Origin of the sequence: Kitasatospora sp. HUAS MG31 (genome assembly GCF_040571325.1) — a bacterium.
In the GTDB taxonomy this organism is placed as follows: domain Bacteria; phylum Actinomycetota; class Actinomycetes; order Streptomycetales; family Streptomycetaceae; genus Kitasatospora; species Kitasatospora camelliae.
Map to the genome: position 1 here is coordinate 3030296 of NZ_CP159872.1, position 25923 is coordinate 3056218.

20 protein-coding genes and 3 rRNA genes are annotated in these 25923 nt (G+C 70.8%); 9 read left to right on the plus strand and 14 right to left on the minus strand.

The genetic code is table 11. From position 1 onward, the window contains the following. Window positions 1-12: 12 nt before the first annotated feature. Window positions 13-690, minus strand: a complete 678-nt coding sequence (mtrA, locus tag ABWK59_RS13535) for an MtrAB system response regulator MtrA (protein WP_033821070.1) — start codon at window positions 688-690, stop codon at window positions 13-15. Window positions 691-969: 279 nt separating this feature from the next. Here mtrA and ABWK59_RS13540 point away from each other — a divergent pair, with 279 nt between their 5' ends. The 5 genes from ABWK59_RS13540 (at window position 970) to ABWK59_RS13560 (ending at window position 6647) form a co-directional block, all read left to right on the plus strand. Further along, window positions 970-2265, plus strand: coding sequence for a DUF7544 domain-containing protein (locus ABWK59_RS13540; RefSeq protein ID WP_354640828.1), 1296 nt, complete (start codon window positions 970-972; stop codon window positions 2263-2265). 5 nt (window positions 2266-2270) lie between these two features. Then, window positions 2271-2942 carry a DUF4129 domain-containing protein gene (locus tag ABWK59_RS13545; RefSeq protein WP_354640829.1) on the plus strand — a complete coding sequence of 224 codons (672 nt, stop codon included), beginning with the start codon at window positions 2271-2273 and terminating at the stop codon, window positions 2940-2942. Beyond that, a complete protein-coding gene (locus ABWK59_RS13550; protein WP_354640830.1) occupies window positions 2939-4177 on the plus strand; it encodes a DUF4350 domain-containing protein in 1239 nt (412 codons plus the stop codon). The genes ABWK59_RS13545 and ABWK59_RS13550 overlap by 4 nt, the downstream gene beginning before the upstream one ends. Window positions 4178-4212: 35 nt before the next feature. After that, window positions 4213-5217: an AAA family ATPase gene (locus tag ABWK59_RS13555; protein WP_354644943.1), complete on the plus strand. Its 1005-nt coding sequence runs from the start codon at window positions 4213-4215 to the stop codon at window positions 5215-5217. Between the two features lie 119 nt (window positions 5218-5336). Beyond that, the gene (locus ABWK59_RS13560) at window positions 5337-6647 is read left to right on the plus strand and encodes a DUF58 domain-containing protein (protein ID WP_354640831.1); all 1311 of its coding nucleotides are present in this window, start codon (window positions 5337-5339) and stop codon (window positions 6645-6647) included. Window positions 6648-6692: 45 nt separating this feature from the next. Here the strand turns inward: ABWK59_RS13560 and ABWK59_RS13565 are convergent, their stop codons facing one another. The 5 genes from ABWK59_RS13565 to ABWK59_RS13585 form a co-directional block, all read right to left on the minus strand. After that, window positions 6693-6827: a hypothetical protein gene (locus ABWK59_RS13565; RefSeq protein ID WP_354640832.1), complete on the minus strand. Its 135-nt coding sequence runs from the start codon at window positions 6825-6827 to the stop codon at window positions 6693-6695. A gap of 244 nt (window positions 6828-7071) precedes the next feature. Continuing rightward, a 5S ribosomal RNA gene (rrf, locus tag ABWK59_RS13570) occupies window positions 7072-7188 on the minus strand. A gap of 69 nt (window positions 7189-7257) precedes the next feature. Then, window positions 7258-10363, minus strand: a 23S ribosomal RNA gene (locus ABWK59_RS13575). Window positions 10364-10649: 286 nt separating this feature from the next. Beyond that, window positions 10650-12171: ribosomal RNA gene (locus ABWK59_RS13580) — 16S ribosomal RNA — on the minus strand. The 16S, 23S and 5S rRNA genes sit together here, the layout of an rRNA operon. Window positions 12172-12727: 556 nt before the next feature. After that, entirely contained in the window at window positions 12728-13732 is a 1005-nt protein-coding gene (locus tag ABWK59_RS13585; RefSeq protein ID WP_354640833.1) for a stage II sporulation protein M, read from the minus strand. 299 nt (window positions 13733-14031) lie between these two features. On the opposite strand from ABWK59_RS13585, the gene ABWK59_RS13590 reads away from it, so the two are divergent. Next, the gene (locus tag ABWK59_RS13590; RefSeq protein ID WP_354640834.1) at window positions 14032-15015 is read left to right on the plus strand and encodes an RDD family protein; all 984 of its coding nucleotides are present in this window, start codon (window positions 14032-14034) and stop codon (window positions 15013-15015) included. 67 nt (window positions 15016-15082) lie between these two features. On the opposite strand, the gene ABWK59_RS13595 is transcribed toward ABWK59_RS13590, so the two are convergent. Then, window positions 15083-15718: a hypothetical protein gene (locus ABWK59_RS13595; RefSeq protein WP_354640835.1), complete on the minus strand. Its 636-nt coding sequence runs from the start codon at window positions 15716-15718 to the stop codon at window positions 15083-15085. 180 nt (window positions 15719-15898) lie between these two features. Between ABWK59_RS13595 and ABWK59_RS13600 the strand changes: the two genes are divergently transcribed. Continuing rightward, window positions 15899-16414, plus strand: coding sequence for a SigE family RNA polymerase sigma factor (locus ABWK59_RS13600; protein ID WP_354640836.1), 516 nt, complete (start codon window positions 15899-15901; stop codon window positions 16412-16414). After that, window positions 16414-17457, plus strand: coding sequence for a hypothetical protein (locus tag ABWK59_RS13605; RefSeq protein WP_354640837.1), 1044 nt, complete (start codon window positions 16414-16416; stop codon window positions 17455-17457). The genes ABWK59_RS13600 and ABWK59_RS13605 overlap by 1 nt, the downstream gene beginning before the upstream one ends. Window positions 17458-17526: 69 nt before the next feature. On the opposite strand, the gene ahcY is transcribed toward ABWK59_RS13605, so the two are convergent. The 6 genes from ahcY to ABWK59_RS13635 form a co-directional block, all read right to left on the minus strand. After that, window positions 17527-18972 carry an adenosylhomocysteinase gene (gene ahcY / locus ABWK59_RS13610; protein ID WP_354640838.1) on the minus strand — a complete coding sequence of 482 codons (1446 nt, stop codon included), beginning with the start codon at window positions 18970-18972 and terminating at the stop codon, window positions 17527-17529. A 218-nt stretch (window positions 18973-19190) separates the two neighbouring features. Beyond that, window positions 19191-20165 (minus strand): cation diffusion facilitator family transporter, encoded by a 975-nt coding sequence (locus ABWK59_RS13615; RefSeq protein ID WP_354640839.1) that lies wholly within the window; start codon window positions 20163-20165, stop codon window positions 19191-19193. Window positions 20166-20246: 81 nt separating this feature from the next. Then, window positions 20247-21416: an SIS domain-containing protein gene (locus tag ABWK59_RS13620; protein WP_354640840.1), complete on the minus strand. Its 1170-nt coding sequence runs from the start codon at window positions 21414-21416 to the stop codon at window positions 20247-20249. An 80-nt stretch (window positions 21417-21496) separates the two neighbouring features. Next, window positions 21497-21679, minus strand: a complete 183-nt coding sequence (locus ABWK59_RS13625) for a Trm112 family protein (protein WP_354640841.1) — start codon at window positions 21677-21679, stop codon at window positions 21497-21499. A gap of 86 nt (window positions 21680-21765) precedes the next feature. Then, the gene (locus ABWK59_RS13630) at window positions 21766-23151 is read right to left on the minus strand and encodes a phosphomannomutase/phosphoglucomutase (protein WP_354640842.1); all 1386 of its coding nucleotides are present in this window, start codon (window positions 23149-23151) and stop codon (window positions 21766-21768) included. Between the two features lie 104 nt (window positions 23152-23255). Then, the gene (locus tag ABWK59_RS13635; RefSeq protein ID WP_354640843.1) at window positions 23256-23714 is read right to left on the minus strand and encodes a DUF3499 domain-containing protein; all 459 of its coding nucleotides are present in this window, start codon (window positions 23712-23714) and stop codon (window positions 23256-23258) included. A 34-nt stretch (window positions 23715-23748) separates the two neighbouring features. Between ABWK59_RS13635 and ABWK59_RS13640 the strand changes: the two genes are divergently transcribed. After that, window positions 23749-24210, plus strand: coding sequence for a metallopeptidase family protein (locus ABWK59_RS13640; protein ID WP_354640844.1), 462 nt, complete (start codon window positions 23749-23751; stop codon window positions 24208-24210). Window positions 24211-24270: 60 nt separating this feature from the next. Here ABWK59_RS13640 and ABWK59_RS13645 read toward each other — a convergent pair whose 3' ends face one another. Next, window positions 24271-25917, minus strand: coding sequence for a DUF5719 family protein (locus ABWK59_RS13645; protein ID WP_354640845.1), 1647 nt, complete (start codon window positions 25915-25917; stop codon window positions 24271-24273). Window positions 25918-25923: the final 6 nt, after the last annotated feature.

Below are 25923 nucleotides of genomic sequence, written 5' to 3' on the forward strand. Positions count from 1 at the left end.
TGGTTCCGCACGTCAGCTGGGCCCCGCCTTGTAGCCGACGCCGCGGACGGTCACCACGATCTCGGGACGCTCCGGGTCCTTCTCGATCTTGGAGCGCAGGCGCTGGACGTGCACGTTGACCAGGCGGGTGTCGGCGGCGTGCCGGTAGCCCCAGACCTGCTCCAGCAGCACCTCGCGGGTGAACACCTGCCAGGGCTTGCGGGCGAGCGCGACCAGCAGGTCGAACTCCAGCGGGGTCAGCGGGATGCCCCGGCCGTCCCGCTTGACCGAGTGGCCGGCCACGTCGATCACCAGATCGCCGATGGTGAGCTGCTCGGGGGTGGGCTCCTCGGCGCGGCGCAGCCGGGCGCGCACCCGGGCCACCAGCTCCTTGGGCTTGAACGGCTTGGTGACGTAGTCGTCCGCGCCGGACTCCAGGCCCACCACGATGTCGACCGTGTCGGTCTTGGCGGTGAGCATCACGATCGGGATGCCGGATTCGGCCCGGATCTGCCGGCAGACGTCGATGCCGTCACGCCCGGGCAGCATCAGGTCCAGCAGGACCAGATCGGGCTTGGTCTCCCGGAACGCGGCTAGCGCCTTGTCCCCATCCGCGACGAAAAACGGCTCAAAACCCTCACCACGCAGCACGATGCCGAGCATCTCGGCCAGTGCGGTGTCGTCATCAACGACGAGGACGCGTCCCTTCATGTCTCCATCTTCTCATTACCGGATTGTGACCTGTCGCACAGCCATACCGCCCTACCCCGCCCACCGTGCGTCGATCCGGTCATCCTGCCGCAAAAACCTCAGCTCAGCACCGACCGGTCCGGAGCCGACGATCAACGCCGGAATACCCCTGGGGCGTCCGCGGGCGCCATGGCACGATGGGCGGCACAGGAACGGGTTCCGGCCGTCGGCCGCCATCCTGACGCGTGGACACCCCGCCAGGCGAGACCCAAGCCCACGATGCCCCGACGAGGAGCAGTGATGACCGACACCCCGGGCTGGACCCCGCCCGGCTCCACCGAGCCGGACGGCGGATCCGGGAGGGAGCCCGCGGCCGGGCCGGTACCCGGGGCGAGCGGCACCCCGGTGCCGCCCACCCCGCCCCCGAGCGGCCCCCAGGACACCCCGCCGCCGGCGCCCTACGGCGGCCAGTACGGGGTGCCCGCCGGCCAGTACGGCCCGCCGCCTGCCGGTCAGTACGGCGCACCGGGCGCACCGGGCGTTCCCGGTGCACCGGGCCCGCAGGCGGGCTGGGGCCCGGTCCCGGGTGTCCCGTACCACGGCGGCTGGGGCGTCCCGGCGGCCCCGAAGCCCGGCGTCATCCCGCTGCGCCCGCTGTCCGTCGGCGAGCTGCTGGACGGCGCGGTCTCCACCGTGCGCCGCTACTGGAAGCCGACCATCGGGTTCTCGCTCGGCCTGGCGGCCGTCCAGCAGACCGTGGCCGCGGCGGCCAACTGGTGGGCGCTGGAGTCGGACGTCCGCGGCGCGGACAGCATCGCCACGGTGGCGAGCCTGCCGCTCGGCCTGCTGATCACCATCCTCACCAGCGGTCTGCTGACCATCGTGGTCAGCCGCGGTGTCATCGGTGAGCAGGTCACCCTGCGCGAGGCCTGGGCCGGCGCCCGGGGGCAGCTGCTGCGGCTGACCGGCCTGACCATGCTCAGCTTCCTGATCCTGGTCGGCGTCCTGTCCGTCGCCATCGTCCCGATGGTGCTGGCGGTGGGCGTCTCCGGCAGCAGCGGACCGGCCAGCCTGATCCTCACCGCGGTGCTGTTCCTGGCCGCGCTGGCGGTCTGCCTCTGGCTGTGGATCGCGCTCAGCCTCGCCGCCCCCGCGCTGATGCTGGAGAAGCAGGGCGTGATCGCGGCGATGCGGCGCTCCTGGCGGCTGGTCAAGGGCTCCTGGTGGCGGATCTTCGGCATCAACCTGCTCACCAAGCTGCTCATTCTGATCATCAGCGCCATCTCGGGGGCGGTCGTGGCCGTCGTCGCGATCGTGCTCACCGGTGCCGTCCTGGGTGTCTCCGAGTCCGGCGGGCTCGCCGAGGCCACCCTGCCGTTCCTGGTCATCACCGCGGTGATCACCACGCTCATCTCTGCGGTGACCATCCCGGTCGAGGCCGCGATGAACGTCCTGATCTACATCGACCAGCGGATCCGCCGCGAGGCCCTCGACATCGAACTGGCCCGGGCCGCCGGCCTGCCGATGTACGGCGCCACCGGATGGTCGGGCACCGCCCCGACGATCCCGGGCCAGACCACCCCGCCGGGAGCCTGACGCCGATGCCGACCTGGGGGAAGGCGGTGCTGCTCGCGGACGGCACCCCGGTGACCGTGCCCCGCGACCCGGCCCGGGACGCCGCCCGGCTGGAACTGCTCGACCCCGCCTACCACCGGCACGACCCGGGCCCGGTGGAGCAGGCCGGCAACTGGCTCACCGACCGCCTGGACGAGCTGCTGAACGGGCTGGGCGGCCTCACCGGCAGCCCGACCACCGGCATCGCCCTGGCGGTCGTCCTGGTCGCGCTGCTGGTGGCCGCGCTGTGGTGGCGGCTCGGCGCGCCCCGCCGCGCGGCCGGGTCCGCCGACCCGCTGTTCAGCGCGGACGGCCCGCGCACCGCCGCCGGGCACCGCGAGGCGGCGTCCGGGCACGCCGCCGCCGGCGAGTGGACGGCCGCGGTCCGCGAGCAGATGCGAGCCCTGGTCCGCGCCCTGGAGGAGCGCGCCCTGCTGGACGCACGCCCCGGCCGGACCGCCGACGAGGCCGCCGGCGAGGCCGGCCGCGCCCTGCCCGGGCACGCCGCCGCCCTCGCCGCGGCCGCCCGGCTGTTCGACGACATCGCGTTCGGCGAGCGCACCGCCGACCAGGCGGCGTACCGGCAGCTGCTCGAACTGGACCGGGCCCTCACCGCCACCCGCCCCACCCTCGTCCCGGCCGGCGGAGGCGCCCTGTGACCACCACCGCCCCCGCCACCACCACCCCGGCACCGACGCCCGCTCCCGCGGCGACGAGCTCCTCCCCCACCCTGCGCCGACTCTGGCACCGCTCCCGCTGGTACCTCGCCGCCGCCGCGTTCCTCGCCCTGGTCGGCCTGCTGGTCGGCGGGCTGAACGGCGGCAGCCGGTGGCCCGACCTCGATCCGCGCTCCCCCGACCCGAACGGCACCCGGGCGGCGATCCGGCTGCTGGAGCGCCAGGGCGTCGCCGTCCGCACCACCGAGGACGAGAAGGACCTGGCCGCCGCCCTGCGCACCCCGGCCACCACCGTCGTCCTCCCGCGGCCCGACCTGCTCAGCGCGGACCGGCTGCGCAGCCTGGGGTCCGTCCCCCGGGCCACCGCCACCCGCCTGGTGCTGATCGCACCCCAACAGCCCGCGCTGGACTCGCTGGCCCCCGGCCTGCACCTGGAGACCACCACCTCCGGCCTCCCGTACCAGGTGGGCCTGGTCAGCACCGACCCGGTCTGCCCGGAGGCCGAGGCGAACCGCGCCGGCCGCGCCGAACTCGGCGGCTTCGCCTACCGGCCACGGCCCACCGACACCGCCTGCTACCCGCGCAACGGCCGCCCCACCCTGGTGCACCGGACCGCCGACGGCGACCGCGAGACCGTGGTCCTCGGCACCGGGTACCCGCTCACCAACGACCGGCTCGACGACGACGGCAACGCCTCGCTCGCCCTCGGCCTGCTCGGCGCCCGCCCGAACCTGCTCTGGTACCTGCCGGACCGCGCCGCGCCCGCCCCGGCCGCCGAGCGCGACAGCTTCGCCGACCACATCCCGTCCGGCTGGAACTGGGCCGCCCTGCAGCTCGCCGTCGCCGCCGTGCTCGCCGCCCTCTGGCGGGCCCGCCGGCTCGGCCCGGTGGTCTCCGAGCGCCTGCCCGTGGTGGTCCGCGCCGCCGAGACCACCGAGGGCCGCGCCCGCCTCTACCGGCGCGCGGGCGCCCGCGACCGGGCCGCCGACGCCCTGCGCCGGGCCGTCCGCCACCGGATCTCGCCGGTCCTCGGCGTCCCGCTGACCGGCGGCGAGCCCGAACCGACCGCCCTCTGCGCGGCGGTGTCCGCCCGGCTGGACCGCCCCGCCGCCGACCTGCAGCACCTGCTGTACGGCCCGGCGCCCACCGACGACGCCGCACTGCTGCGGCTCACCGCCGACCTCGACGCCCTGGAAAGGCAGGTACGACAGCCGTGACCGAGCAGCCCGCTGCCAGCACGACCCCCGACGCGATCTCCGGAGCCACCGCCACGGCCACCGCGCCGCCCGTCCCCGCCACCGCGCCGGCGGACGACGCCCGGGCCGCCCTCACCGCGCTGCGCTCCGAGATCGCCAAGGCCGTGGTCGGCCAGGACGCGGCCGTCACCGGCCTCGTGGTCGCCCTGCTCTGCGGCGGCCACGTCCTGCTCGAAGGCGTCCCCGGCGTCGCCAAGACCCTGCTGATCCGGACCCTCTCCACCGCACTCAGCCTGGAGACCAAGCGCATCCAGTTCACCCCCGACCTGATGCCCGGCGACGTCACCGGCTCGCTGGTCTACGACGCCCGCACCGCCGAGTTCTCCTTCCAGCCCGGCCCGGTCTTCACCAACCTCCTGCTGGCGGACGAGATCAACCGGACGCCCCCGAAGACCCAGGCCTCCCTGCTGGAGGCCATGGAGGAGCGCCAGGTCACGGTCGACGGCACGCCCCGCCGGCTGCCCGAGCCCTTCCTGGTCGCCGCCACCCAGAACCCGGTCGAGTACGAGGGCACCTACCCGCTGCCCGAGGCCCAGCTGGACCGCTTCCTGCTCAAGCTGGTGCTGCCGCTGCCGACCCGCGACCAGGAGTACCAGGTGCTGGCCAAGCACGCGGCCGGCTTCGACCCGCGCGACCTGGCCGCCGCCGGGGTCGTCCCGGTCGCCGGGCCCGCGGACCTCGCCGCCGCCCGCGCCCGGATCGCGAAGCTCACCGTCTCCCCCGAGATCCTCGCCTACATCGTCGACCTCTGCCGGGCCACCCGGCAGTCCCCGTCGCTCTCCATCGGCGTGTCCCCGCGCGGCGCGACCGCCCTGCTCAACACCTCCCGGGCCTGGGCCTGGCTGGCCGGCCGCGACTACGTCACCCCCGACGACGTCAAGGCCCTCGCCCTGCCCACCCTCCGCCACCGGATCCAGCTGCGCGCCGAAGCCGAGATGGAGGGCGTCACCGCCGACTCCGTCATCCAGGCCGTCCTCGCCCAGACCCCGGCCCCGCGCTGACCACTGCGCCCCTCAGGCGCCCCACACGGGCGTGGGGGACCGCGCGACCGGCCACCGTCTCCGGGTCCCGCGCAGTCCCCCACACCCCGGTCGGAACCCCACCTCCAAGGAGCACCCCCATGGCCCTGACCGGCCGCACGGCCCTTCTCGCCGCCCTCGGCGCGCTCGTCGTGGGCCTGGTCCTGCCCTCCTGGGTGGGCGTCGGCGCGGTCACCCTCCCGGTCCTCCTCGGCGTCCTCGCCGACCTGGCACTCGCCGCTCCCGTCCGCAGCCTCATCCTGACCCGCGGCGGCGACACCACCGTCCGGCTCGGCGAGAGCGCCACCGTCGAACTGACCGTCACCAACCCCGCCACCCGGCCCCTCCGCGCCGGCATCAGGGACGCCTGGCCGCCGTCCTCCTGGCGCCCCGGCAGCTCGTACGCAGCCTCCCGACACACCGTCACCATCCCGGCCGGGGAGCGACGGCGCCTCACCACCGAGCTGGTGCCCACCCGCCGGGGCGACCACCACGCCGTCCGAGTGACGGTCCGTTCGCTCGGCCCGCTCGGCCTGGCCGCCCGTCAGGGCTCGCACACCGTCCCGTGGACGCTGCGCGCCCTGCCGCCGTTCGCCAGCCGCAAGCATCTGCCCTCCCGGCTCGCCCGGCTGCGCGAGCTCGACGGCCGCACCTCGGTGCTGACCCGCGGCCAGGGCACCGAGTTCGACTCCCTCCGCGAGTACCTGCCCGGGGACGACGTCCGCTCCATCGACTGGCGGGCCAGCGCCCGCCGCAACACCGTCGCCGTCCGCACCTGGCGGCCCGAGCGCGACCGCCACGTCCTGATCGTCCTGGACACCGGCCGTACCTCCGCCGGCCGCGTCGGCGACGCCCCCCGCCTGGACGCGGCCCTCGACGCCGCCCTCCTGCTCACCGCGCTCGCCACCAAGGCCGGCGACCGCGTGGACCTGCTCGCCCACGACCTCCGCAAGCGCGCGGCGGTCCTCGGCCGGTCGCCCTCCGAGGTGCTGCCCGCCTTCACCAACGCGATGGCCACCCTGGAACCCGCCCTGGTCGAGACCGACATGCGCGCGCTGGTCTCCCACGCCCTCCGCACCTCCTCCCACCGCTCGCTGGTCGTCCTGGTCACCGGACTGGACACCCACCCGGTGGAGGAGGGCCTGCTGCCCCAACTCCCCCTGCTCACCAAGCGCCACGAGGTCGTCCTCGCCGCCGTCGCCGACCCCCGCCTCGACGAACTCGCCGCCGCCCGCGGCACCGTCGAGGACGTGTACGGCGCCGCCGCCGCCGAGCAGACCCGCGCCGACCGCCGCCGCACCGCCGAACGCCTCACCCGCCTCGGCGTCACCGTCCTCGACGCCCCGCCCGCGGCCCTCCCCCCGGCCCTCGCCGACACCTACCTCGCCCTCAAGGCCGCCGGCCGCCTCTGACACCCTCCCCGGGCTCGTTCGGGTAGGCCGTTCCTCTGGCGGTGCCTACCCGAACGAGCCGTCCTCCCGTCCGGCGAAGCCCTCACCGCCGTCGTGCTCGAACCGCACCCGCCCGTCGAACACCGATGCCGCCCCGGTGCACACCCCGTAGTCCGCGCCGAGCCGCCCGCTCAACGCCACCCAGAACCGGCATCCCCGCACTGCTCCTCGTACCACTCCTCGCGGTAGCCGGCCGCCGCCGTCGACCGGTTCATCCCGGCCCGCCACCGCGTATGACAGGCGTCGTTGTGCGCCCGATCGTCCCCGGTCCACGCCCCACCAGCCGCCACCGGCTCCACCCCCGACAACCCCTGGCCTCTCGGAAAAGCCCACAACGCGAAAAACCCCCGTCCGGTTTCCCGGACGGGGGTTTCTCTGAATGATTGTTCGGCGGCGTCCTACTCTCCCACAGGGTCCCCCCTGCAGTACCATCGGCGCTGTGAGGCTTAGCTTCCGGGTTCGGAATGTAACCGGGCGTTTCCCTCACGCTATGACCACCGAAACACTATGAAACTATCCGCCGGCAAGACGGGTCGTGGTTTCAGAACCAACACAGTGGACGCGAGCAACTGAGGACAAGCCCTCGGCCTATTAGTACCGGTCAACTCCACCCCTCACAGGGCTTCCATATCCGGCCTATCAACCCAGTCGTCTACTGGGAGCCTTACCCTCTCAAGGAGGTGGGAGTGCTCATCTCGAAGCAGGCTTCCCGCTTAGATGCTTTCAGCGGTTATCCCTCCCGAACGTAGCCAACCAGCCATGCCCTTGGCAGGACAACTGGCACACCAGAGGTTCGTCCGTCCCGGTCCTCTCGTACTAGGGACAGCCCTTCTCAACACTCCTACGCGCACAGCGGATAGGGACCGAACTGTCTCACGACGTTCTAAACCCAGCTCGCGTACCGCTTTAATGGGCGAACAGCCCAACCCTTGGGACCTACTCCAGCCCCAGGATGCGACGAGCCGACATCGAGGTGCCAAACCATCCCGTCGATATGGACTCTTGGGGAAGATCAGCCTGTTATCCCCGGGGTACCTTTTATCCGTTGAGCGACGGCGCTTCCACAAGCCACCGCCGGATCACTAGTCCCTACTTTCGTACCTGCTCGACCCGTCAGTCTCACAGTCAAGCTCCCTTGTGCACTTACACTCAACACCTGATTGCCAACCAGGCTGAGGGAACCTTTGGGCGCCTCCGTTACCCTTTGGGAGGCAACCGCCCCAGTTAAACTACCCACCAGACACTGTCCCTGATCCGGATCACGGACCCAGGTTAGACATCCAGCACGACCAGAGTGGTATTTCAACGTCGACTCCACAACAACTGGCGTTGCCGCTTCAAAGTCTCCCACCTATCCTACACAAGCCGAACCGAACACCAATATCAAGCTATAGTAAAGGTCCCGGGGTCTTTCCGTCCTGCTGCGCGAAACGAGCATCTTTACTCGTAATGCAATTTCACCGGGCCTGTGGTTGAGACAGTCGAGAAGTCGTTACGCCATTCGTGCAGGTCGGAACTTACCCGACAAGGAATTTCGCTACCTTAGGATGGTTATAGTTACCACCGCCGTTTACTGGCGCTTAAGTTCTCAGCTTCGCCTAGCCGAAACTAGACTAACCGGTCCCCTTAACGTTCCAGCACCGGGCAGGCGTCAGTCCGTATACATCGCCTTACGGCTTCGCACGGACCTGTGTTTTTAGTAAACAGTCGCTTCTCGCTGGTCTCTGCGGCCACCCCCAGCTCGGAGTGCAAGACTCGTCACCAGGAATGGCCCCCCTTCTCCCGAAGTTACGGGGGCATTTTGCCGAGTTCCTTAACCACAGTTCACCCGAACGCCTCGGTATTCTCTACCTGACCACCTGAGTCGGTTTAGGGTACGGGCCGCCATGAAACTCGCTAGAGGCTTTTCTCGACAGCATAGGATCATCCACTTCACCACAATCGGCTCGGCATCAGGTCTCAGCCTCAATGAGTGACGGATTTGCCTATCACTCGGCCTACACCCTTACCCCGGGACTACCACCGCCCGGGCTGGACTACCTTCCTGCGTCACCCCATCGCTCACCTACTACCACCTTGGTTCAGCGGCTCCACCACTCCCCTTTGCCCGAAGGCTCCGGGGCGGCTTCACGGCCTTAGCATCAGAGGGTTCAACGTTGGCGCTTCAAAGCGGGTACGGGAATATCAACCCGTTGTCCATCGACTACGCCTGTCGGCCTCGCCTTAGGTCCCGACTTACCCTGGGCAGATCAGCTTGACCCAGGAACCCTTGGTCAATCGGCGCAAGAGTTTCCCACTCTTGTATCGCTACTCATGCCTGCATTCTCACTCGTGAACCGTCCACAACTCGATTCCTCGGCTGCTTCACCCGGCACACGACGCTCCCCTACCCATCCACACAGCCGTTGGGCCTACACGTGTGAATGACACGACTTCGGTGGTGTACTTGAGCCCCGCTACATTGTCGGCGCGGAATCACTTGACCAGTGAGCTATTACGCACTCTTTCAAGGGTGGCTGCTTCTAAGCCAACCTCCTGGTTGTCTCTGCGACTCCACATCCTTTCCCACTTAGCACACGCTTAGGGACCTTAGTCGGTGTTCTGGGCTGTTTCCCTCTCGACCATGGAGCTTATCCCCCACAGTCTCACTGCCGTGCTCTCACTTACCGGCATTCGGAGTTTGGCTAAGGTCAGTAACCCGGTGAGGCCCATCGCCTATCCAGTGCTCTACCTCCGGCAAGAAACACACGACGCTGCACCTAAATGCATTTCGGGGAGAACCAGCTATCACGGAGTTTGATTGGCCTTTCACCCCTAACCACAGGTCATCCCCCAGGTTTTCAACCCTGGTGGGTTCGGTCCTCCACACGGTCTTACCCGCGCTTCAACCTGCCCATGGCTAGATCACTCCGCTTCGGGTCTTGGGCGTGCAACTCAATCGCCCTATTCGGACTCGCTTTCGCTACGGCTACCCCACACGGGTTAACCTCGCTACACACCGCAAACTCGCAGGCTCATTCTTCAAAAGGCACGCAGTCACAGTCCGAAGACTGCCCCCACGGCTTGTAGGCACACGGTTTCAGGTACTATTTCACTCCGCTCCCGCGGTACTTTTCACCATTCCCTCACGGTACTATCCGCTATCGGTCACCAGGGAATATTTAGGCTTAGCGGGTGGTCCCGCCAGATTCACACGGGATTTCTCGGGCCCCGTGCTACTTGGGAGATGAGCAAGCAAGCCGCTAATGTTCGTCTACGGGGGTCTTACCCTCTACGCCGGACCTTTCGCATGTCCTTCGACTACACCAACGGTTTCTGACTCGCCGACCGGCCGGCAGACCGATCAAGCTCATTCCCACGACCCCCAAGCGGCAACCCCTGCCGGGTCTCACACCACTTGGGTTTAGCCTCATCCGGTTTCGCTCGCCACTACTCCCGGAATCACGGTTGTTTTCTCTTCCTGCGGGTACTGAGATGTTTCACTTCCCCGCGTTCCCTCCACACTGCCTATGTGTTCAGCAGCGGGTGACAGCCCATGACGACTGCCGGGTTTCCCCATTCGGACACCCCCGGATCAAAGCTCGGTTGACAGCTCCCCGGGGCCTATCGCGGCCTCCCACGTCCTTCATCGGTTCCTGGTGCCAAGGCATCCACCGTGCGCCCTTAAAAACTTGGCCACAGATGCTCGCGTCCACTGTGCAGTTCTCAAACAACGACCAGACACCCACCCTCAGACGCGACAAGCACGCCCTCAAGTGGAGCCGGCAACTCTGAAGCAACAACCTTGATGGCCGTTCCTTCAGGACCCAACAGCGTGCCCGACACACCCGGCGGCATCATGTGCGTTCCACGCTCCGAAGAGCAGTACTAGCAAGACCCGTACCGTGTGTGCCGAATAGTCAACGTTCCACCCATGAGCAACCGTGCGAGACATTCGCTCGCAGTCGGCCATGTGCTCCTTAGAAAGGAGGTGATCCAGCCGCACCTTCCGGTACGGCTACCTTGTTACGACTTCGTCCCAATCGCTGGTCCCACCTTCGACGGCTCCCTCCCAAGGGTTAGGCCACCGGCTTCGGGTGTTACCGACTTTCGTGACGTGACGGGCGGTGTGTACAAGGCCCGGGAACGTATTCACCGCAGCATGCTGATCTGCGATTACTAGCAACTCCAACTTCATGGGGTCGAGTTGCAGACCCCAATCCGAACTGAGGCCGGCTTTTTGGGATTCGCTCCGCCTCGCGGCATCGCAGCCCTTTGTACCGACCATTGTAGCACGTGTGCAGCCCAAGACATAAGGGGCATGATGATTTGACGTCGTCCCCACCTTCCTCCGAGTTGACCCCGGCAGTCTCCTGTGAGTCCCCATCACCCCGAAAGGCATGCTGGCAACACAGAACAAGGGTTGCGCTCGTTGCGGGACTTAACCCAACATCTCACGACACGAGCTGACGACAACCATGCACCACCTGTACACCGACCACAAGGGGGCGCCCATCTCTGGACGTTTCCGGCGTATGTCAAGCCTTGGTAAGGTTCTTCGCGTTGCGTCGAATTAAGCCACATGCTCCGCTGCTTGTGCGGGCCCCCGTCAATTCCTTTGAGTTTTAGCCTTGCGGCCGTACTCCCCAGGCGGGGAACTTAATGCGTTAGCTGCGGCACCGACGACGTGGAATGTCGCCAACACCTAGTTCCCAACGTTTACGGCGTGGACTACCAGGGTATCTAATCCTGTTCGCTCCCCACGCTTTCGCTCCTCAGCGTCAGTAATGGCCCAGAGATCCGCCTTCGCCACCGGTGTTCCTCCTGATATCTGCGCATTTCACCGCTACACCAGGAATTCCGATCTCCCCTACCACACTCTAGCCTGCCCGTATCGAATGCAGACCCGGGGTTAAGCCCCGGGCTTTCACATCCGACGCGACAGGCCGCCTACGAGCTCTTTACGCCCAATAATTCCGGACAACGCTCGCACCCTACGTATTACCGCGGCTGCTGGCACGTAGTTAGCCGGTGCTTCTTCTGCAGGTACCGTCACTTGCGCTTCTTCCCTGCTGAAAGAGGTTTACAACCCGAAGGCCGTCATCCCTCACGCGGCGTCGCTGCATCAGGCTTTCGCCCATTGTGCAATATTCCCCACTGCTGCCTCCCGTAGGAGTCTGGGCCGTGTCTCAGTCCCAGTGTGGCCGGTCGCCCTCTCAGGCCGGCTACCCGTCGTCGCCTTGGTGGGCCGTTACCCCACCAACAAGCTGATAGGCCGCGGGATCATCCTGCACCGCCGGAGCTTTCCACCCACCCCCATGCAGGAGCAGGTCATATCCGGTATTAGACCTCGTTTCCAAGGCTTGTCCCAGAGTGCAGGGCAGATTTCCCACGTGTTACTCACCCGTTCGCCACTGATCCACCCCGAAGGGCTTCACCGTTCGACTTGCATGTGTTAAGCACGCCGCCAGCGTTCGTCCTGAGCCAGGATCAAACTCTCCGTGAATGTCAACCCGTGATCGGGTATCCCACTCGCGGAAGAGCGGCACGGCAACCACCGGAATAAGGTGATCCCGCGCACTGCGTCCTCGCTAGTGTTATTTCAAAAGGAATCTCCAACCGATCCGAACGGACCGGCCGGGGATGTCAACATATCTGGCGTTGACTTTTGGCACGCTGTTGAGTTCTCAAGGAACGGACGCTTCCTTCGGACCGCCTTCCAGCGGGCCCTCCGGGCGCTTCGTTCTTTCGTGTTTCCAGCTTATCAGATCCGCTCCGGCCGTTTTACCGGCTTGGTTTCTCCGAATTCCCGCTGGAGGGATTTCCTTCGACTTCGCGATCGAGCTTATCAAAGCTTTCGACCGCTTCGTTTCGGGAGGTTTGTCGTCACCGGACCGGAATCCTGACGGAATCCGAACGCCTCGGCTCGACGTGTCATAGACACTACGCCTGGAACCTGCCGTTGTCCAGCTAGTCCCAACCGTTCAAATCTACTGGCCCGCCAGAGTCACGTCAATGGCTCCGAGGGGATGCAGAGAAGACTAGCAGGTCAGAGGGGGTGCTCATGCCGCGACGGGCTGAAGATCGGCGCGGTCGGCCTCCTCGACGTCACCCGTCTCGCCCCGTGCGGCGACCCGCCGGCCCAGGACGAGGGCGTAGAGCAGGAACAGCACCTCGACCGTGACGCCGATGCCGATCCGGGCCCAGGTGGGGAGGCCGGACGGGGTCACGAAGGCCTCGATGACGCCGGTCACCGCGAGGACGCCGGCGAGTCCGATGACCATGCCGATGACGGCGCGTCCCTCCTCGGCCAGGGCGTTGAGGCGCGTACGGGGGCCCGGGTCGATGACCGTCCAGCCGAGGCGCAGGCCCAGGCCGGCGGCGACGAAGACGGCGGTGAGTTCCAGCAGGCCGTGCGGGAGGAGCAGGCCCAGGAAGAGGCCGAGGCGGCCGGCGGAGGCCATCAGGCCGATGCCGATGCCCAGGTTGAGGATGTTCTGGACCAGGACGCCGAGCACCGGGAGGCCGAGGAACACGCCGAACATCAGGCACTGGGCGGCGACCCAGGCGTTGTTGGTCCACACCCGGAACGCGAAGGAGGTGGCGGGGTGGTCGGAGTAGTAGGCCTCGAAGTCGCCGCCGGGCCTGGTCATCTCGCGGATGTGCTCGGGCGCGGCGAGGCTGTCACGGACCTCGGGGTGGGTGGCGACCCACCAGGCGACCAGGGCGCTGACGGCCAGCGAGACGACGGCGATCGGCAGCCACCAGCGGCGTGAGCGGTAGAGCGCGGCGGGGAAGCTGACCGTGAAGTACCGGCCCGCGTCGCGCCAGGAGGCGGTGCGGGCGCCGGTGACGGCGCTGCGGCCGCGGGCGACCAGGGTGGTGAGCCGGCCTTCGAGGACCGGGTCGGGGGTCGTGGCCTGGACCCGGGCGAGGTGGGCGGTGGCGCGCTGGTAGAGGCTGATCAGCTCGTCGGCCTCGACCCCGGTGAGGCGGCGCTGCCGGCTGAGCGTCTCCAGGCGCTGCCACTCCGCCTGGTGGGTGGCGACGAAGACGTCCAGGTCCATGAGGGCTCACTCCAGGCGGCGCGGTGGCGGGGAGGCTCGGTGGACGAGGGGGCTCCCCCCGCCCGGATGGGCCTAGCTTGCCAGAGCCGGTCCGAGCCGGTGCGGGTGATTTCGGGGGCGATCCCCTCGGCGTGACCTCGGTGCCGCGTCGCTCTCCCACGGCGGGCCGTCCCCGGGACCGGTCTTCACCCGGCTCCCGCGGCCCCCGTATGTTTGCGGCTGGACATGGGGGCTGGGCGGACCGGTGGTGCCCGACAGGGGTACGGGCGGGACGCGGACGACGGGAACGGGTGGGTGCGGTGAGCGACCTGGTGACGGGCGAGGCGGTCGTCCTCGGTCTGCGGGAGGCGAAGCTGCCGAGCCGGGCCCTGGCCCGGGCGCTGGACGCCGTGGTCCAGCTGATCGGCTTCCTGGTCACGGTCCTCCTGGTGGAGGTGGCGACCCCCGACCTGGACAGTGCGGCCTCCGACGCGGTGGCACTCGGGGTGCTGGTCTTCTACCTGGTGGTGCTCCCGGTCCTCGTGGAGACGCTGTCGAAGGGGCGGTCGCTGGGGAAGCTGGCGTTCGGCCTGCGGGTGGTGCGGACGGACGGCGGGCCGGCCCGGTTCCGGCACGCGCTGGTCCGCGGGCTGGTGGCGGTGGTGGAGTTCGGCATGGGGGCCGCGCCGGCGATCATCACCTCGCTGGTCTCGCCGCGCGGCCGTCGGCTCGGGGACGTCTTCGCGGGCACCGTGGTGATCCGTGAGCGGCTGCCGCGGGCCGCCCGCCAGCACGGCGAACTCCCGCCGGTACCGCCCGAGTTGCTGCACGCGTTGGGCGGGGACCTGGCCGCCCTGGACTTCTCCGCGGTGCCGGACGGGCTGTGGCTGGCGAGCCGTCAGTTCCTCGGCCGTCTGGACCAGCTGGACCCGGCGGTGGCCTTCGGCATGGCGCAGCGGATGGTGGCGGACCTGGCGGCGCACACCGGCCGGCCGGCGCCGTACGGGCTGGCGCCGACGGCGTACCTGGCGGCGGTGCTGGCCGAGCGGCAGCGGCGCGAGTGGGCGCGGGCGGCGGCGGCCGGAGCGGGCTGGGGCCAGTTCCAGCCGCCGGTGGCCGCCTCCCCGTACGCGGCTCCGGCGTTCCCCGCGCAGCCGTACCCGGTGGCCCCGCAGCCCGGACCGCAGATGTACGCCCAGCCCGCGCAGCAGCTGGCCCAGCCGCCTCAGGTGCCCCCGCAGCCCACCCCGGCGCAGGACCCCGCTCCCCCGGTCTCCCCGGGTGGCTTCGCACCTCCGGCCTAGCGACTCCCGGCGTAGCGACCCCCGCCTCAGCGGGCCCCGGCGCAGCGGTCCCCGCCGTGCCGGCCCCTCAGCCGCCGTACTCGGTGGGCCAGGGGTTGGGCGGGGACTCCAGTTCCTCCAGCTCCACGCCGCCGGCCGCGAGCACCACGTCTCCGGCCAGGTGGACGACCTGCTGCTCGCCGGTCTCCAGGTCGGCGACCTGGTACCGCTCGACGCGCAGCGGGCCGCTGTCGGTCTCGTGGGTGTCGACGGCCTCCAGCAGCCAGCCCTGGTCGAGGGTGCGCGGGGCGAGGACCGGTTCGGTGAAGGAGACCAGCCGGACCCGGGAGCTCGCGCCCACCGTGAGGCGGAGCAGCCGGGCGGTGGCGACGAGGAAGCCCGGGGAACGGCCGGTGAAGGCGTGCGCGCGGTCGTGGCCCTCGGCGGCCTGCTCGCCGGCCGGGTCGGCGGCGTCCGCGCGGACCCAGGTGACCCCGTCGACCGCGCCGCCGCGCACCTGCCAGCCGCCGGCGCGGAGTTCGAGGCGCAGCGGGCGGCTGCGGGAGTCGAGGGTGAGGTCGGTGGTGCCGAGGACGGTGCCGTCGGGGCCGTAGGTCTTGGAGACGTACCGCCAGCCGGCCGGGCCGGGGGCGCAGCTGAAGCGCTCCTCGCCCAGCAGGACGTGGTCGTGGGTGTCGTGGAGCGAGTAGCGGCCGTTCGGCATGGTCGGAAGCCTACGCGGGCGGATTCCCCGTCCAGGTTTCCCCCGGTCCGTCCTCGGCCCTGGCCCCGAATCCGGTCCGCTCCGGATCCGCCGTGCAACCCTTTCGCGCCCCGGGCGCATTAACGGTTCGGCGGTGCACGGACGCACTGCCGCCGTACGGAAGGAAGGAGGGGGCTTTCGGTGGCGAAGCAGACTCGCGACGTCGAGTTCACGGAGTACGTGGCGTCCCGGGGGGCCTGGTTGCGCCAGGTCGCCTATCTGCTCTGCTCGGACTGGCATCGCGCGGACGACCTGGTCCAGGAGAGCATCACCAAGCTGTATGTGCAGTGGCCGCGCGCGGGACGGGTGGAGAACGTCGACGGCTATGCCCGGCGGGTGCTGGTGAACACGTTCCTGTCCGAGCAGCGGACGGGCTGGTGGCGTCGGCGAGGCACGGTCGAGGTGCCGGTGGAGCAGGTCGCTCCGGCGGCCGACCTGGACGTCGCACTGGATCTCCGGGAGGCGCTGGCGGCGATTCCGCCGCGGCAGCGGGCGGCCGTGGTGCTGCGGTACTACTGCGATCTCTCGGTGGACCAGGCGGCGGAGGCCCTCGGGTGTTCGTCGGGCACGGTCAAGAGTCAGAGCGCCCGCGGCGTCGGCGCACTGCGCCGGCTGCTGGGGGTCCGTCCGGTCGCGTCGATGGGGAGGTCCGTCTGATGAGCGAAGAGGCGAACGAGTTGACCGAGGGGCTCGTGCGGCTGGCGGGCTCGGCCGCGCCCGAGAGCCGGGTGGACGCCGGAGCGGCGGTACGGGCCGGCCGGGCGCGGCTGCGGCGGCGCCGGCTGGGGGTGGCCGGGGCGGCGGCGACCGTCCTGGTGCTGGTGTCGACGCTGAGCGTGGCACTACCGGGTCACGGCGGGGGGGCATCCGGTCCCGCGTCGGACGCCACGCAGAGCGCGGTACCGCTCGACAAGCGGTCTCCGCTCAACATCGTGGCCGACTTCGGTTGGCTGCCCGAGGGGTTGGAAACCTTCCGCTACAGCCTGGCGTCGTACGGCGTGACCGTCAGGGCGGAGGGAGTGAAGCCGGAGCAGGGCATGGTCATGCCCCCGATGTACCAGCTGGAGATGTTCGCCGAGGGTGTCACCCCGGAGCTGGGGACCTTCCCCAACGGCTCGCACGCGATCAAGCGGCCCGCACCGGACGTGAACGGCCAGGAGGCGTACTGGCTGTGGTCGGACGATCCGGGGTACGCGCAGGACGTGAAGGTCCTGCGGTGGAAGTCCGCCGACGGGCGCTGGCTGGAGCTGCGCGACCTGTACGTCCCGAAGGAGGAGCGCGAGCAGCTGGTGCTGAGGATCGCCGCGAACGTGGTGGTCGGGACGAAGCCGATTCCGCTGCCGCTGCGCCTGAACGGGGTCCCGGCCGACTTCAGGCTCATCTCGGCGAGCTTCGAGCGGAGAACGCGGGACGACAGGCCCAAGTGGACGGCGGAGGTCAACTTCGCCTCGGGTCCTCACTCGTCCATCGGCACCACGGTCACACCGGACGACCCGCGCTTCGACGTGAACGCCACCACCACGCCTCCCGGCATGATCGTCAAGCCGCGGACCTGCAAGTCCGCCGACGGCGTGCGGGTCTGCACCATGTCGATGCAGGAGGACGCGTTCGACGCCGTGGGCGGCCCGAAGAGCTGGCTGGAGAAGGTCACCTTGCTCGGCGCCGACGAGTCCAAGTGGACGGCCGACGTGCTCCGCTGACGGCCGACCAGGGAGGGGAAAGGCGGAACGCCCGGTGCCGGGGGGCACCGGGCGTCCGTCTGCGCGGGATCAGTAGCGGTACTGCTCCGACTTGTACGGGCCCTCGACCGGGACGCCGATGTAGTCGGCCTGGTCCTGGGTCAGGGTGGTGAGCTTGACGCCGAGGGCGTCGAGGTGGAGGCGGGCGACCTTCTCGTCCAGGTGCTTCGGGAGGACGTAGACGCCGATCGGGTACTGCTCGGTCTTGGTGAACAGCTCGATCTGCGCGATGGTCTGGTTTGCGAAGGAGTTGGACATCACGAAGGACGGGTGGCCGGTCGCGTTGCCGAGGTTCAGCAGGCGGCCCTCGGAGAGCACGATGATGGTGCGGCCGTCGGCCTTGCGCCACTCGTGGACCTGCGGCTTGACCTCGGTCTTCACCACGCCGGGGAGCTGGGCGAGGCCGGCCATGTCGATCTCGTTGTCGAAGTGGCCGATGTTGCCGACGATGGCCTGGTGCTTCATCCGCTCCATGTGGGAGGCGAGGATGATGTCCTTGTTGCCGGTGGTGGTGATGAAGATGTCGGCGGTCTCGACGACCTCGTCCAGGGTGGTGACCTGGTAGCCGTCCATGGCGGCCTGGAGGGCGCAGATCGGGTCGATCTCGGTGACGATGACCCGGGCGCCCTGGCCGCGCAGGGACTCGGCGCAGCCCTTGCCGACGTCGCCGTAGCCGCAGACGACCGCGACCTTGCCGCCGATCAGGACGTCGGTGGCGCGGTTGATGCCGTCGATCAGCGAGTGGCGGCAGCCGTACTTGTTGTCGAACTTCGACTTGGTGACCGAGTCGTTGACGTTGATGGCCGGGAACAGCAGCTTGCCGTCGCGGTGCATCTCGTACAGGCGGTGGACGCCGGTGGTGGTCTCCTCGGTGACGCCCTTGATGGTGGAGGCGACCTCGGTCCACTTCGACGGGGACTCGGTGAGCGTGCGGTTGAGCAGCTCCAGGATGATCCGGTACTCGTCGTTGTCGGCGGTGTCGGGGGACGGCGCCTCCCCGGCCTTCTCGAACTCGACGCCCTTGTGGATCAGGAGGGTGGCGTCACCGCCGTCGTCCAGGATCATGTTCGGGGTCTGGCCGTCCGGCCAGGTGAGCGCCTGCTCGGTGCACCACCAGTACTCCTCCAGGGTCTCGCCCTTCCAGGCGAAAACCGGGACGCCCTGGGGGCTGTCCACGGTGCCGTTCGGGCCGACCGCGACGGCGGCCGCGGCGTGGTCCTGGGTGGAGAAGATGTTGCAGGAGCACCAGCGGACCTCGGCACCGAGGGCGGTGAGGGTCTCGATCAGCACCGCGGTCTGCACGGTCATGTGCAGGGAGCCGGTGATGCGGGCGCCGGCCAGCGGCTGGGTGGCCGCGTACTCCTTGCGGATCGACATCAGGCCGGGCATCTCGTGCTCGGCGAGCTCGATCTCCTTGCGGCCGAAGGGCGCCAGGGACAGGTCGGCGACCTTGAAGTCACCGGTGGGGTTCGACATGCGGGAAGCTCCTCGCTGCGTGGACCTGGTTACGGGTGTGCTGAGCCGCGGAGGGACCGGACGCGGGCCCTCCGCAGCGGCACAATCCGTCGGAGGACCTCTCTCCCTCGACCGGCGCCCCGGGGCCCGATCGACCGCCATCAGCAGCGACGTTTGGCTCTGCGACGAATCTACACCGGCACGGCGGCCGTCCGGGCGAAGCCGGCGGGGTTTCGGGGTCAGTGTCCGCCGGGTCCGGGGCCGCCGGGGGTGGCCTCCGGGTCGGGGCCGGCGGCGGCCTTCTCGGCGCTGTAGATGTCCGGCTCCAGGTAGATCACCCGGGCGATCGGGACGGCCCGGCGGACCCGGGCCTCGGCGAGGTCGATGGCCCGGGCCACCTGGGCGGCGCTGTCCTCGGCGTTGACGCCGATCTTCGCCGCGACCAGCAGCTCCTCCGGGCCGAGGTGCAGGGTGCGCATGTGGATCACGTCGGTGACCGAGTCGTGGTCGACCAGGGCATCGCGGATCTCGCCGATGACCTCCTTGTGGGCGGCCTCGCCGATCAGCAGCGACTTGGTCTCCAGGGCGAGCACCACGGCGATGACGATCAGCAGGGTGCCGATGGCGAGGGTGCCGACGCCGTCCCAGACGGCGTCACCGGTGATCACGGTGAGGCCGACGCCGAACAGCGCGAGCACCAGGCCGATCAGCGCGCCGGTGTCCTCCAGCAGCACGACCGGCAGCTCCGGGGCCTTGGCCCGGCGGATGTACGCGGTCCAGTTGTGGCCGCCCTTGTCCTTGGAGGCCTCGCGGTACGCCGTCCAGAACGACCAGGACTCCAGCAGGATCGCGAAGACCAGCACGCCGACCGGCCAGTACCAGTTCTCCAGCTCGTGCGGGTGGCTGATCTTCTCGTAGCCCTCGAACAGGGCGAACATGCCACCGACGCTGAACAGCACGATCGACACCAGGAAGGCGTACACGTAGCGCTCGCGCCCGAACCCGAACGGGTGCTCCGGGGTGGCCTCGCGCTGCGCGCGCTTGCCGCCGATCAGCAGCAGGACCTGGTTGCCGGAGTCGGCCACCGAGTGCACGCCCTCGGCGAGCATCGAGGACGATCCGGAGAAGGCGAAGGCCACGAACTTGCTGGCCGCGATCCCCAGGTTCGCGGACAGCGCCGCGACCAGTGCCTTGGTGCCGCCTTCGGTACTCATGGTGTCCCTCCGCCCCGGGCCGGGAGCCCGGCCGCCGATCGTCGAGGGGACCCTACCGTGACCGGTGGCGGTGGCGGTGGGTCAGCCCTGCCCGGCGAGGCCGAGGTAGACCGCGGCGAAGTCGGTCAGCCCGACCAGTTCGGCCGCGGCCTGCAGCGGGTCCTCCAGGCTGGAGGTGTACTCGGTCAGCCGGACCTCGTGGGCCTCGGCCAGCCGGCGGGCCCGGGCCACCGGGAAGGCGGGATCGGCCAGCTCCTCCACGCCGGGGGTGTGCCGGACCAGCACGACCTGCAGCTGCAGCGTCTCCGGCTCCTCGACCCGGTCCCGGAAGAAGTCGTCCACGTCGCCGCCGGCGCCGAGCCGGCCGGTGAACATCCCGCGGTGCGCGGTGAGCGCGTGCGGCAGCAGGCCGGTGGAGGCGGGCCGGCCGGCCTGGTCGGCCAGGACCGCAGCGAACCGGTCGGCCACCGCTCCGGCCAGCGGGCCCTCGGCCCACACCAGGGGGACCGTCCCGGCGAGCTGCACGGCCAGGCCCTTGGCCGGGTTGGTGTACGCCTGGGCGTCCGGGCGGCAGCGGACCGCGACCTCGTCCAGCCGGTCCGCGGCCGCCGCCAGCGAACCGTCGGGGAGGATCAGCGCGCCGACCCGGTCGGCCAGCGCCAGCATCGGGGTGAGGTGGGCCCACAGCGCGCCCGGGTCCTCGGCCGGCAGGTCGGGCTCGGCGACCTCGCCGTCCTCCTCCTCGACGCCGTTGGGCGCGAACGGCAGCGCGAGGGCGCGGACCTGCAGCGCCGCCTCGGCCAGCGGGCTGCCCTCCGGGGAGACCACGGCGATGGCGCAGCCGCGCGCGTACGCCTGCTCGGCGAGGTTGATCATGCCGCCCTCGCGGCCCGAGGCGGTGCTGAGCACCACCAGGTCGAGCGGGCCGATCCAGCCCGGCAGCTGCCAGCTCAGCCCGTCGGTGAGGTACGGCGCGGCCGGGCGGCCGCCGGAGGGCCCCAGGGACACCACCTGGCAACTGGGGACGGCCAGCGCGGCGAGCACCCCGGCCGCGGTCAGGGCGCTGCCGTGGCCGGCCACCAGGACCGTCCGGGGACGGCCCTCGGGGCGCAGCGAGCCGAGGCCGGCGGACTCGGCCAGCCGCAGGGCGATCCGGACCCGGGCGCCCGCCCCGGCCAGGGCCAGCAGCGCGTGCTGCCGGTCGGCGCGCTGGAGGGCGGCCGGGTCGTCGAGCATGACGTCGTCGAACATGCGGCTGACCTCCGGCGGTGGGGGCGGGTCGTCCGGTGGGTGGGAGTGCCTTGGTGGTGCGCCGGTCCGTGGTGCGCCGGTCAGGAGGGGCGGCGGGCCTCGTCGACCAGGAGGACCGGGATCCCGTCGCGGACCGGGTAGACCAGGCCGCAGGTCTCGCCGGTGCAGCGCAGCTCGCGCTCCTCGCCCTCGCCGGCCTCGGTGAGGGGGGCGTGGCACTGCGGGCAGACCAGGATCTCCAGCAGGAAGGACGGCAGGCTCATGGGACGTCAGCTCCAGGTGGGTGCGCGGGGACGGAGCGGTGCCCCGACCGGTACAACCCTACCGGCCGGGGCACCGTCACAGGGGGTCAGGCGCGGACGATCGCCAGGACGGCGTCGCGCAGCTCGGCCATCCGGGCCGGGTCCTTGGCCTCGACGTTGAGGCGCAGCAGCGGCTCGGTGTTGGAGGCCCGCAGGTTGAACCACCAGTCGTCGCCGGCGACGGTCAGGCCGTCCAGCTCGTCCACGGTGGTGCCGGGCAGCTCGGCGTAGGCGGCGCGGACGGCCGCGGAGCTGGCCTGCTGGTCGGCGACGGTGGAGTTGATCTCCCCGGACGCGGCGTACCGGTCGTAGCGGTCGGTCAGCTGCGACAGCGGGCCGTCCTGCCCGCCGAGGGCGGCGAGCACGTGCAGGGCGGCCAGCATGCCGGTGTCGGCGCGCCAGAAGTCGCGGAAGTAGTAGTGGGCGGAGTGCTCGCCGCCGAAGATCGCGTCGGTGACGGCCATCTCCTGCTTGATGAAGGAGTGGCCGACCCGGGTGCGGACCGGGACGGCGCCCAGCTCGCGGACCACCTCGGGGACGGTCCAGGAGGTGATCAGGTTGTGGATGACGGTCGGCTGCTCCTCGCCGGCGGCCCGGGCGCGGGCGATCTCGCGCTCGGCGACCAGCGCGGTGATCGCGGACGGGGAGACCGGCTCGCCGCGCTCGTCCACCACGAAGCAGCGGTCGGCGTCGCCGTCGAAGGCCAGGCCGATGTCGGCGCCGGTCTCGCGGACCTTGGCCTGCAGGTCGACCAGGTTCTTCGGGTCGAGCGGGTTGGCCTCGTGGTTGGGGAAGGTGCCGTCCAGCTCGAAGTACAGGTCGACGACCTCCAGCGGGAGGCCGGCGAAGACGGTCGGGACGGTGTGGCCGCCCATGCCGTTGCCGGCGTCCACCACGACCTTGAGCGGGCGGATGGCGGTCAGGTCGACCAGGCCGCGCAGGTGGCCGGCGTAGCCGTCCAGGGTCTCGCGGGAGCTCAGGGTGCCCGGGGTGGCGTCGGCGGCCGGGACGGTGACGGTGCCGTCCTCGGCGGTCCAGGACTCGACCAGCTCGCGGATCTCGGACAGGCCGGTGTCCTGGCCGACCGGGGCGGCGCCGGCCCGGCAGAGCTTGATGCCGTTGTACTGGGCCGGGTTGTGGCTGGCGGTGAACATCGCGCCGGGCAGGTCGAGGCTGCCGCTGGCGTAGTAGAGCTGGTCGGTGGAGCAGAGGCCGATCTCCACCACGTCGGCGCCCTGGGCGGCCGCGCCCTCGGCGAACGCCCGGGACAGCGACGGCGAGGAGGGCCGCATGTCGTGGCCGACGACGATCGCCGACGCCCCCACCACGCGGACGAAGGCCGCGCCGAAGGCCCGGGACAGCGTCTCGTCCCACTGGTCCGGGACGACACCACGGACGTCGTAGGCCTTCACAAGCTGCTTGAGGTCCCGCACCTGCTGCTCCTGGATGTTCCGACTGCCGGTGGTTCGAAGGGCAGCGTACCCGGCGTGGGCGGGCGGCCCGCCACGGCGAGTGCCTTGCGCGGACCGGGGCTCCGTCAGCTGTCGGGCGAGCGGAGCACCCTCAGGTGGCCGCGGCGGCCCGCCTCGCCGTCCGGGGACGGGCTCTGACGGGGCGTCCGCTCCTGGGGGCGGGCGGCCTCGCGGACGGCGTTCGCCAGCGCCTCCAGGTCGTCGCTGCTGCGGCGCAGCGGTCCGGTGTCGGCGGCGAGCCTGACGACCTCCCAGCCGCGGGGCGCGGTGAGCCGCTCGGCGTGCTCGGCGCACAGGTCGTAGCAGTGCGGTTCGGCGTGGGTGGCGAGCGGGCCGAGGACGGCGGTGGAGTCGGCGTAGACGTACGTCAGCGTCGCCACGGCCGGACGGCCGCACGCGGTCCGCGAACAACGACGTACAGAGCTCACGAGGGTGGACGGTACCGCACTCCTGACCGGGCCGCGAAGACCCTCCCCCGCCGAGTGCGCCGTGTCGCCGCTACGCGCAGTGCCCGGGTGGTCCACTTCCGGGCACGCAAGGACTACGCTCGACACTGATATGGACAGCTCGACACCCCAGTCACCGGCGCCCCAGTCGCCGCCACCGTCCCGCCGTGCCCGGCACCGCGACCGGCACGGCCGGGGCCTGCGGGGGCCGCTGGCGCCGCCGCAGGTGCCGATCTCGCTGACCCGCTCGGAGCTCTTCGACGACTACGTGCGGGAGTCGATGGAGCGGCTGATGCGCCGCTGGCCGCAGCTGGAGGAGGTCGAGTTCGCGGTCGTGGAGGTGCCCGCGCCGGCCCCGGGCGAGCCGGATCCGGAGGGGGTGGCGCTCGGCCGGGTGATCCCGGCCGCGCAGGGCCGGCGGAGCCGGATCGTGGTCTACCGGCGGCCGGTGGAGATCCGCGCCAAGACCCGGGACGACCGGGCCGCGCTGGTGCACGAGGTGCTGATCGAGCAGGTGGCCGAGCTGCTCGGGGAGTCCCCTGACGCGATCGACCCGCGGTACGGCGAGGACTGAGCCGGTTCACGACGGACGGCCGCCCGGGGCCCGCGGAGGGCTCCCGGGCGGCCGCCGCCGTCAGGGCTGGAGCAGGACGGCCGGGTCGTCCGCGGTGTGCGGGACGCGCACGGTGCTGCGGTCGTCGTGCAGCGGCTGGATGGTGAAGGTCGGCGCGTCCTTGACCGGGACGGCGAGCATCCGGGCGGCCGCCACGGTGCCGGAGACGGTCTCGACGGTGATGCCGTAGGTGCCGTTGAGGCCGGCCGGGTCGATGCCCTCGACGGCGACCGTGCCGCCGCCGGGCACCTGGACCTCCTTGGTCTGCGGCTCGCCGCCGTTCGTCCCGGCGGAGGCGGTGACCTTGACCGTGGCCGCGTCGTCCACGGCGGTCAGCAGCAGGGTGGTCTGCCCGGCGCGGTTGTCGGCGATCGAGGCGCGCTTGCCGACCGGGACGCTGCCGGCCAGCCAGGCGGCCTCGGACTTGCCCTTGTTGGTGCGGTCGACCCGGACGCCGGCCACCACCGGGGTGGGGTGGGCCGGGTCGGAGGGGGTCAGCCGGATCGCGCCGACCTCCTGGCCCCGGGTGACCTGGCCGAGGTCGACGGCCTCGACCATGCCGGCCTTGACGTGGATGCTCTCGTGTCCGGCCGGGACGAACCAGCCGTTCTTGCCGGAGACCTGGATCTTGAGGTCGGCGTCGTCCTCGGCGGGCGCGGCGACCACCAGCCGGGCGGTGGCGGTGTCGGCCGGCAGGCCCGGGACGGTGACCGAGGCGGCGGGCGGGGCGGAGGCGGGCAGCCAGTCCGCGCCCTTGGCGCCGTCCGCGGCGCGCACCGCGGCGCCGACCCGGCCGCTGCGGGCGACCACCTGCACGGCGAGGTCGCTGACCGGCCCCTTGGAGAGGGTGGACAGCCGCAGCGCCTGGGAGGAGCCGGGGGCGACGGCGATGCCGGCCGCCAGCTCGTTGTCGATCAGGCCCTTGTCGCCGTACAGCCGCAGGTCGACCACGGCCGGGACGGTGTCGGCGTTGACCAGGCTGACGTAGTCGACCCGGTCGCCGGCGGTGCTGGCCCCGGTGAACCAGAAGCTGGTGCCGGAGGGGGCGCAGGCGGTGCCGGAGAGCGCCGCGCCGCCCTGCTCGGTGGTGGTGGTCTGGGTGACCGTGAAGCCGGGGGCGTACCCGCCGGTGGCGACCGCGACGGCGCCGGGGGCGGTGTCGCCGTTGGCGGCCGGGCCGGTGGCCGGGACGCCGGGCTTGGCCAGCTTGACCCGGGCGTCGGCCATCGGGTCGGGCGCGGCGGCCGGGGCCTGGCCCGCGGCGGGGCTCGCGGGCTGGCCGGACGGCTGGGCCGCGGGGGTGGGGGCGGCGGCCGGCGGGACGGCGTCCCGCAGGCCGGCGGTGCCCTCGCCGCCGCTTCCGGCCGGGCTGAACAGGGTCAGGCTGGTGGAGCCGATGACGCCCTGGAGCGGCTGCGGGCAGACCAGGCTGGTCCGCTCGACCTGGGTCATGGTGGCGCCGCCGGCCTTCTCCACCGTGCCCGGGGCCACCGGCGGCCGGAGCTCGGCGATGCCGAACACCACGGCGAGCACGGCCGCGCCGGCCAGAAGCGACTGGCCGGTGCGGCTGCCGCCGAGCGGGCTGCCGGAGAAGTCGGGCCGCTTCAGGCTCGGGGCCTTGAGGTTCGGCGCCTTGAGGCTCGGGGCCTTCAGGGTGGGCTTCTTCATGCCGGG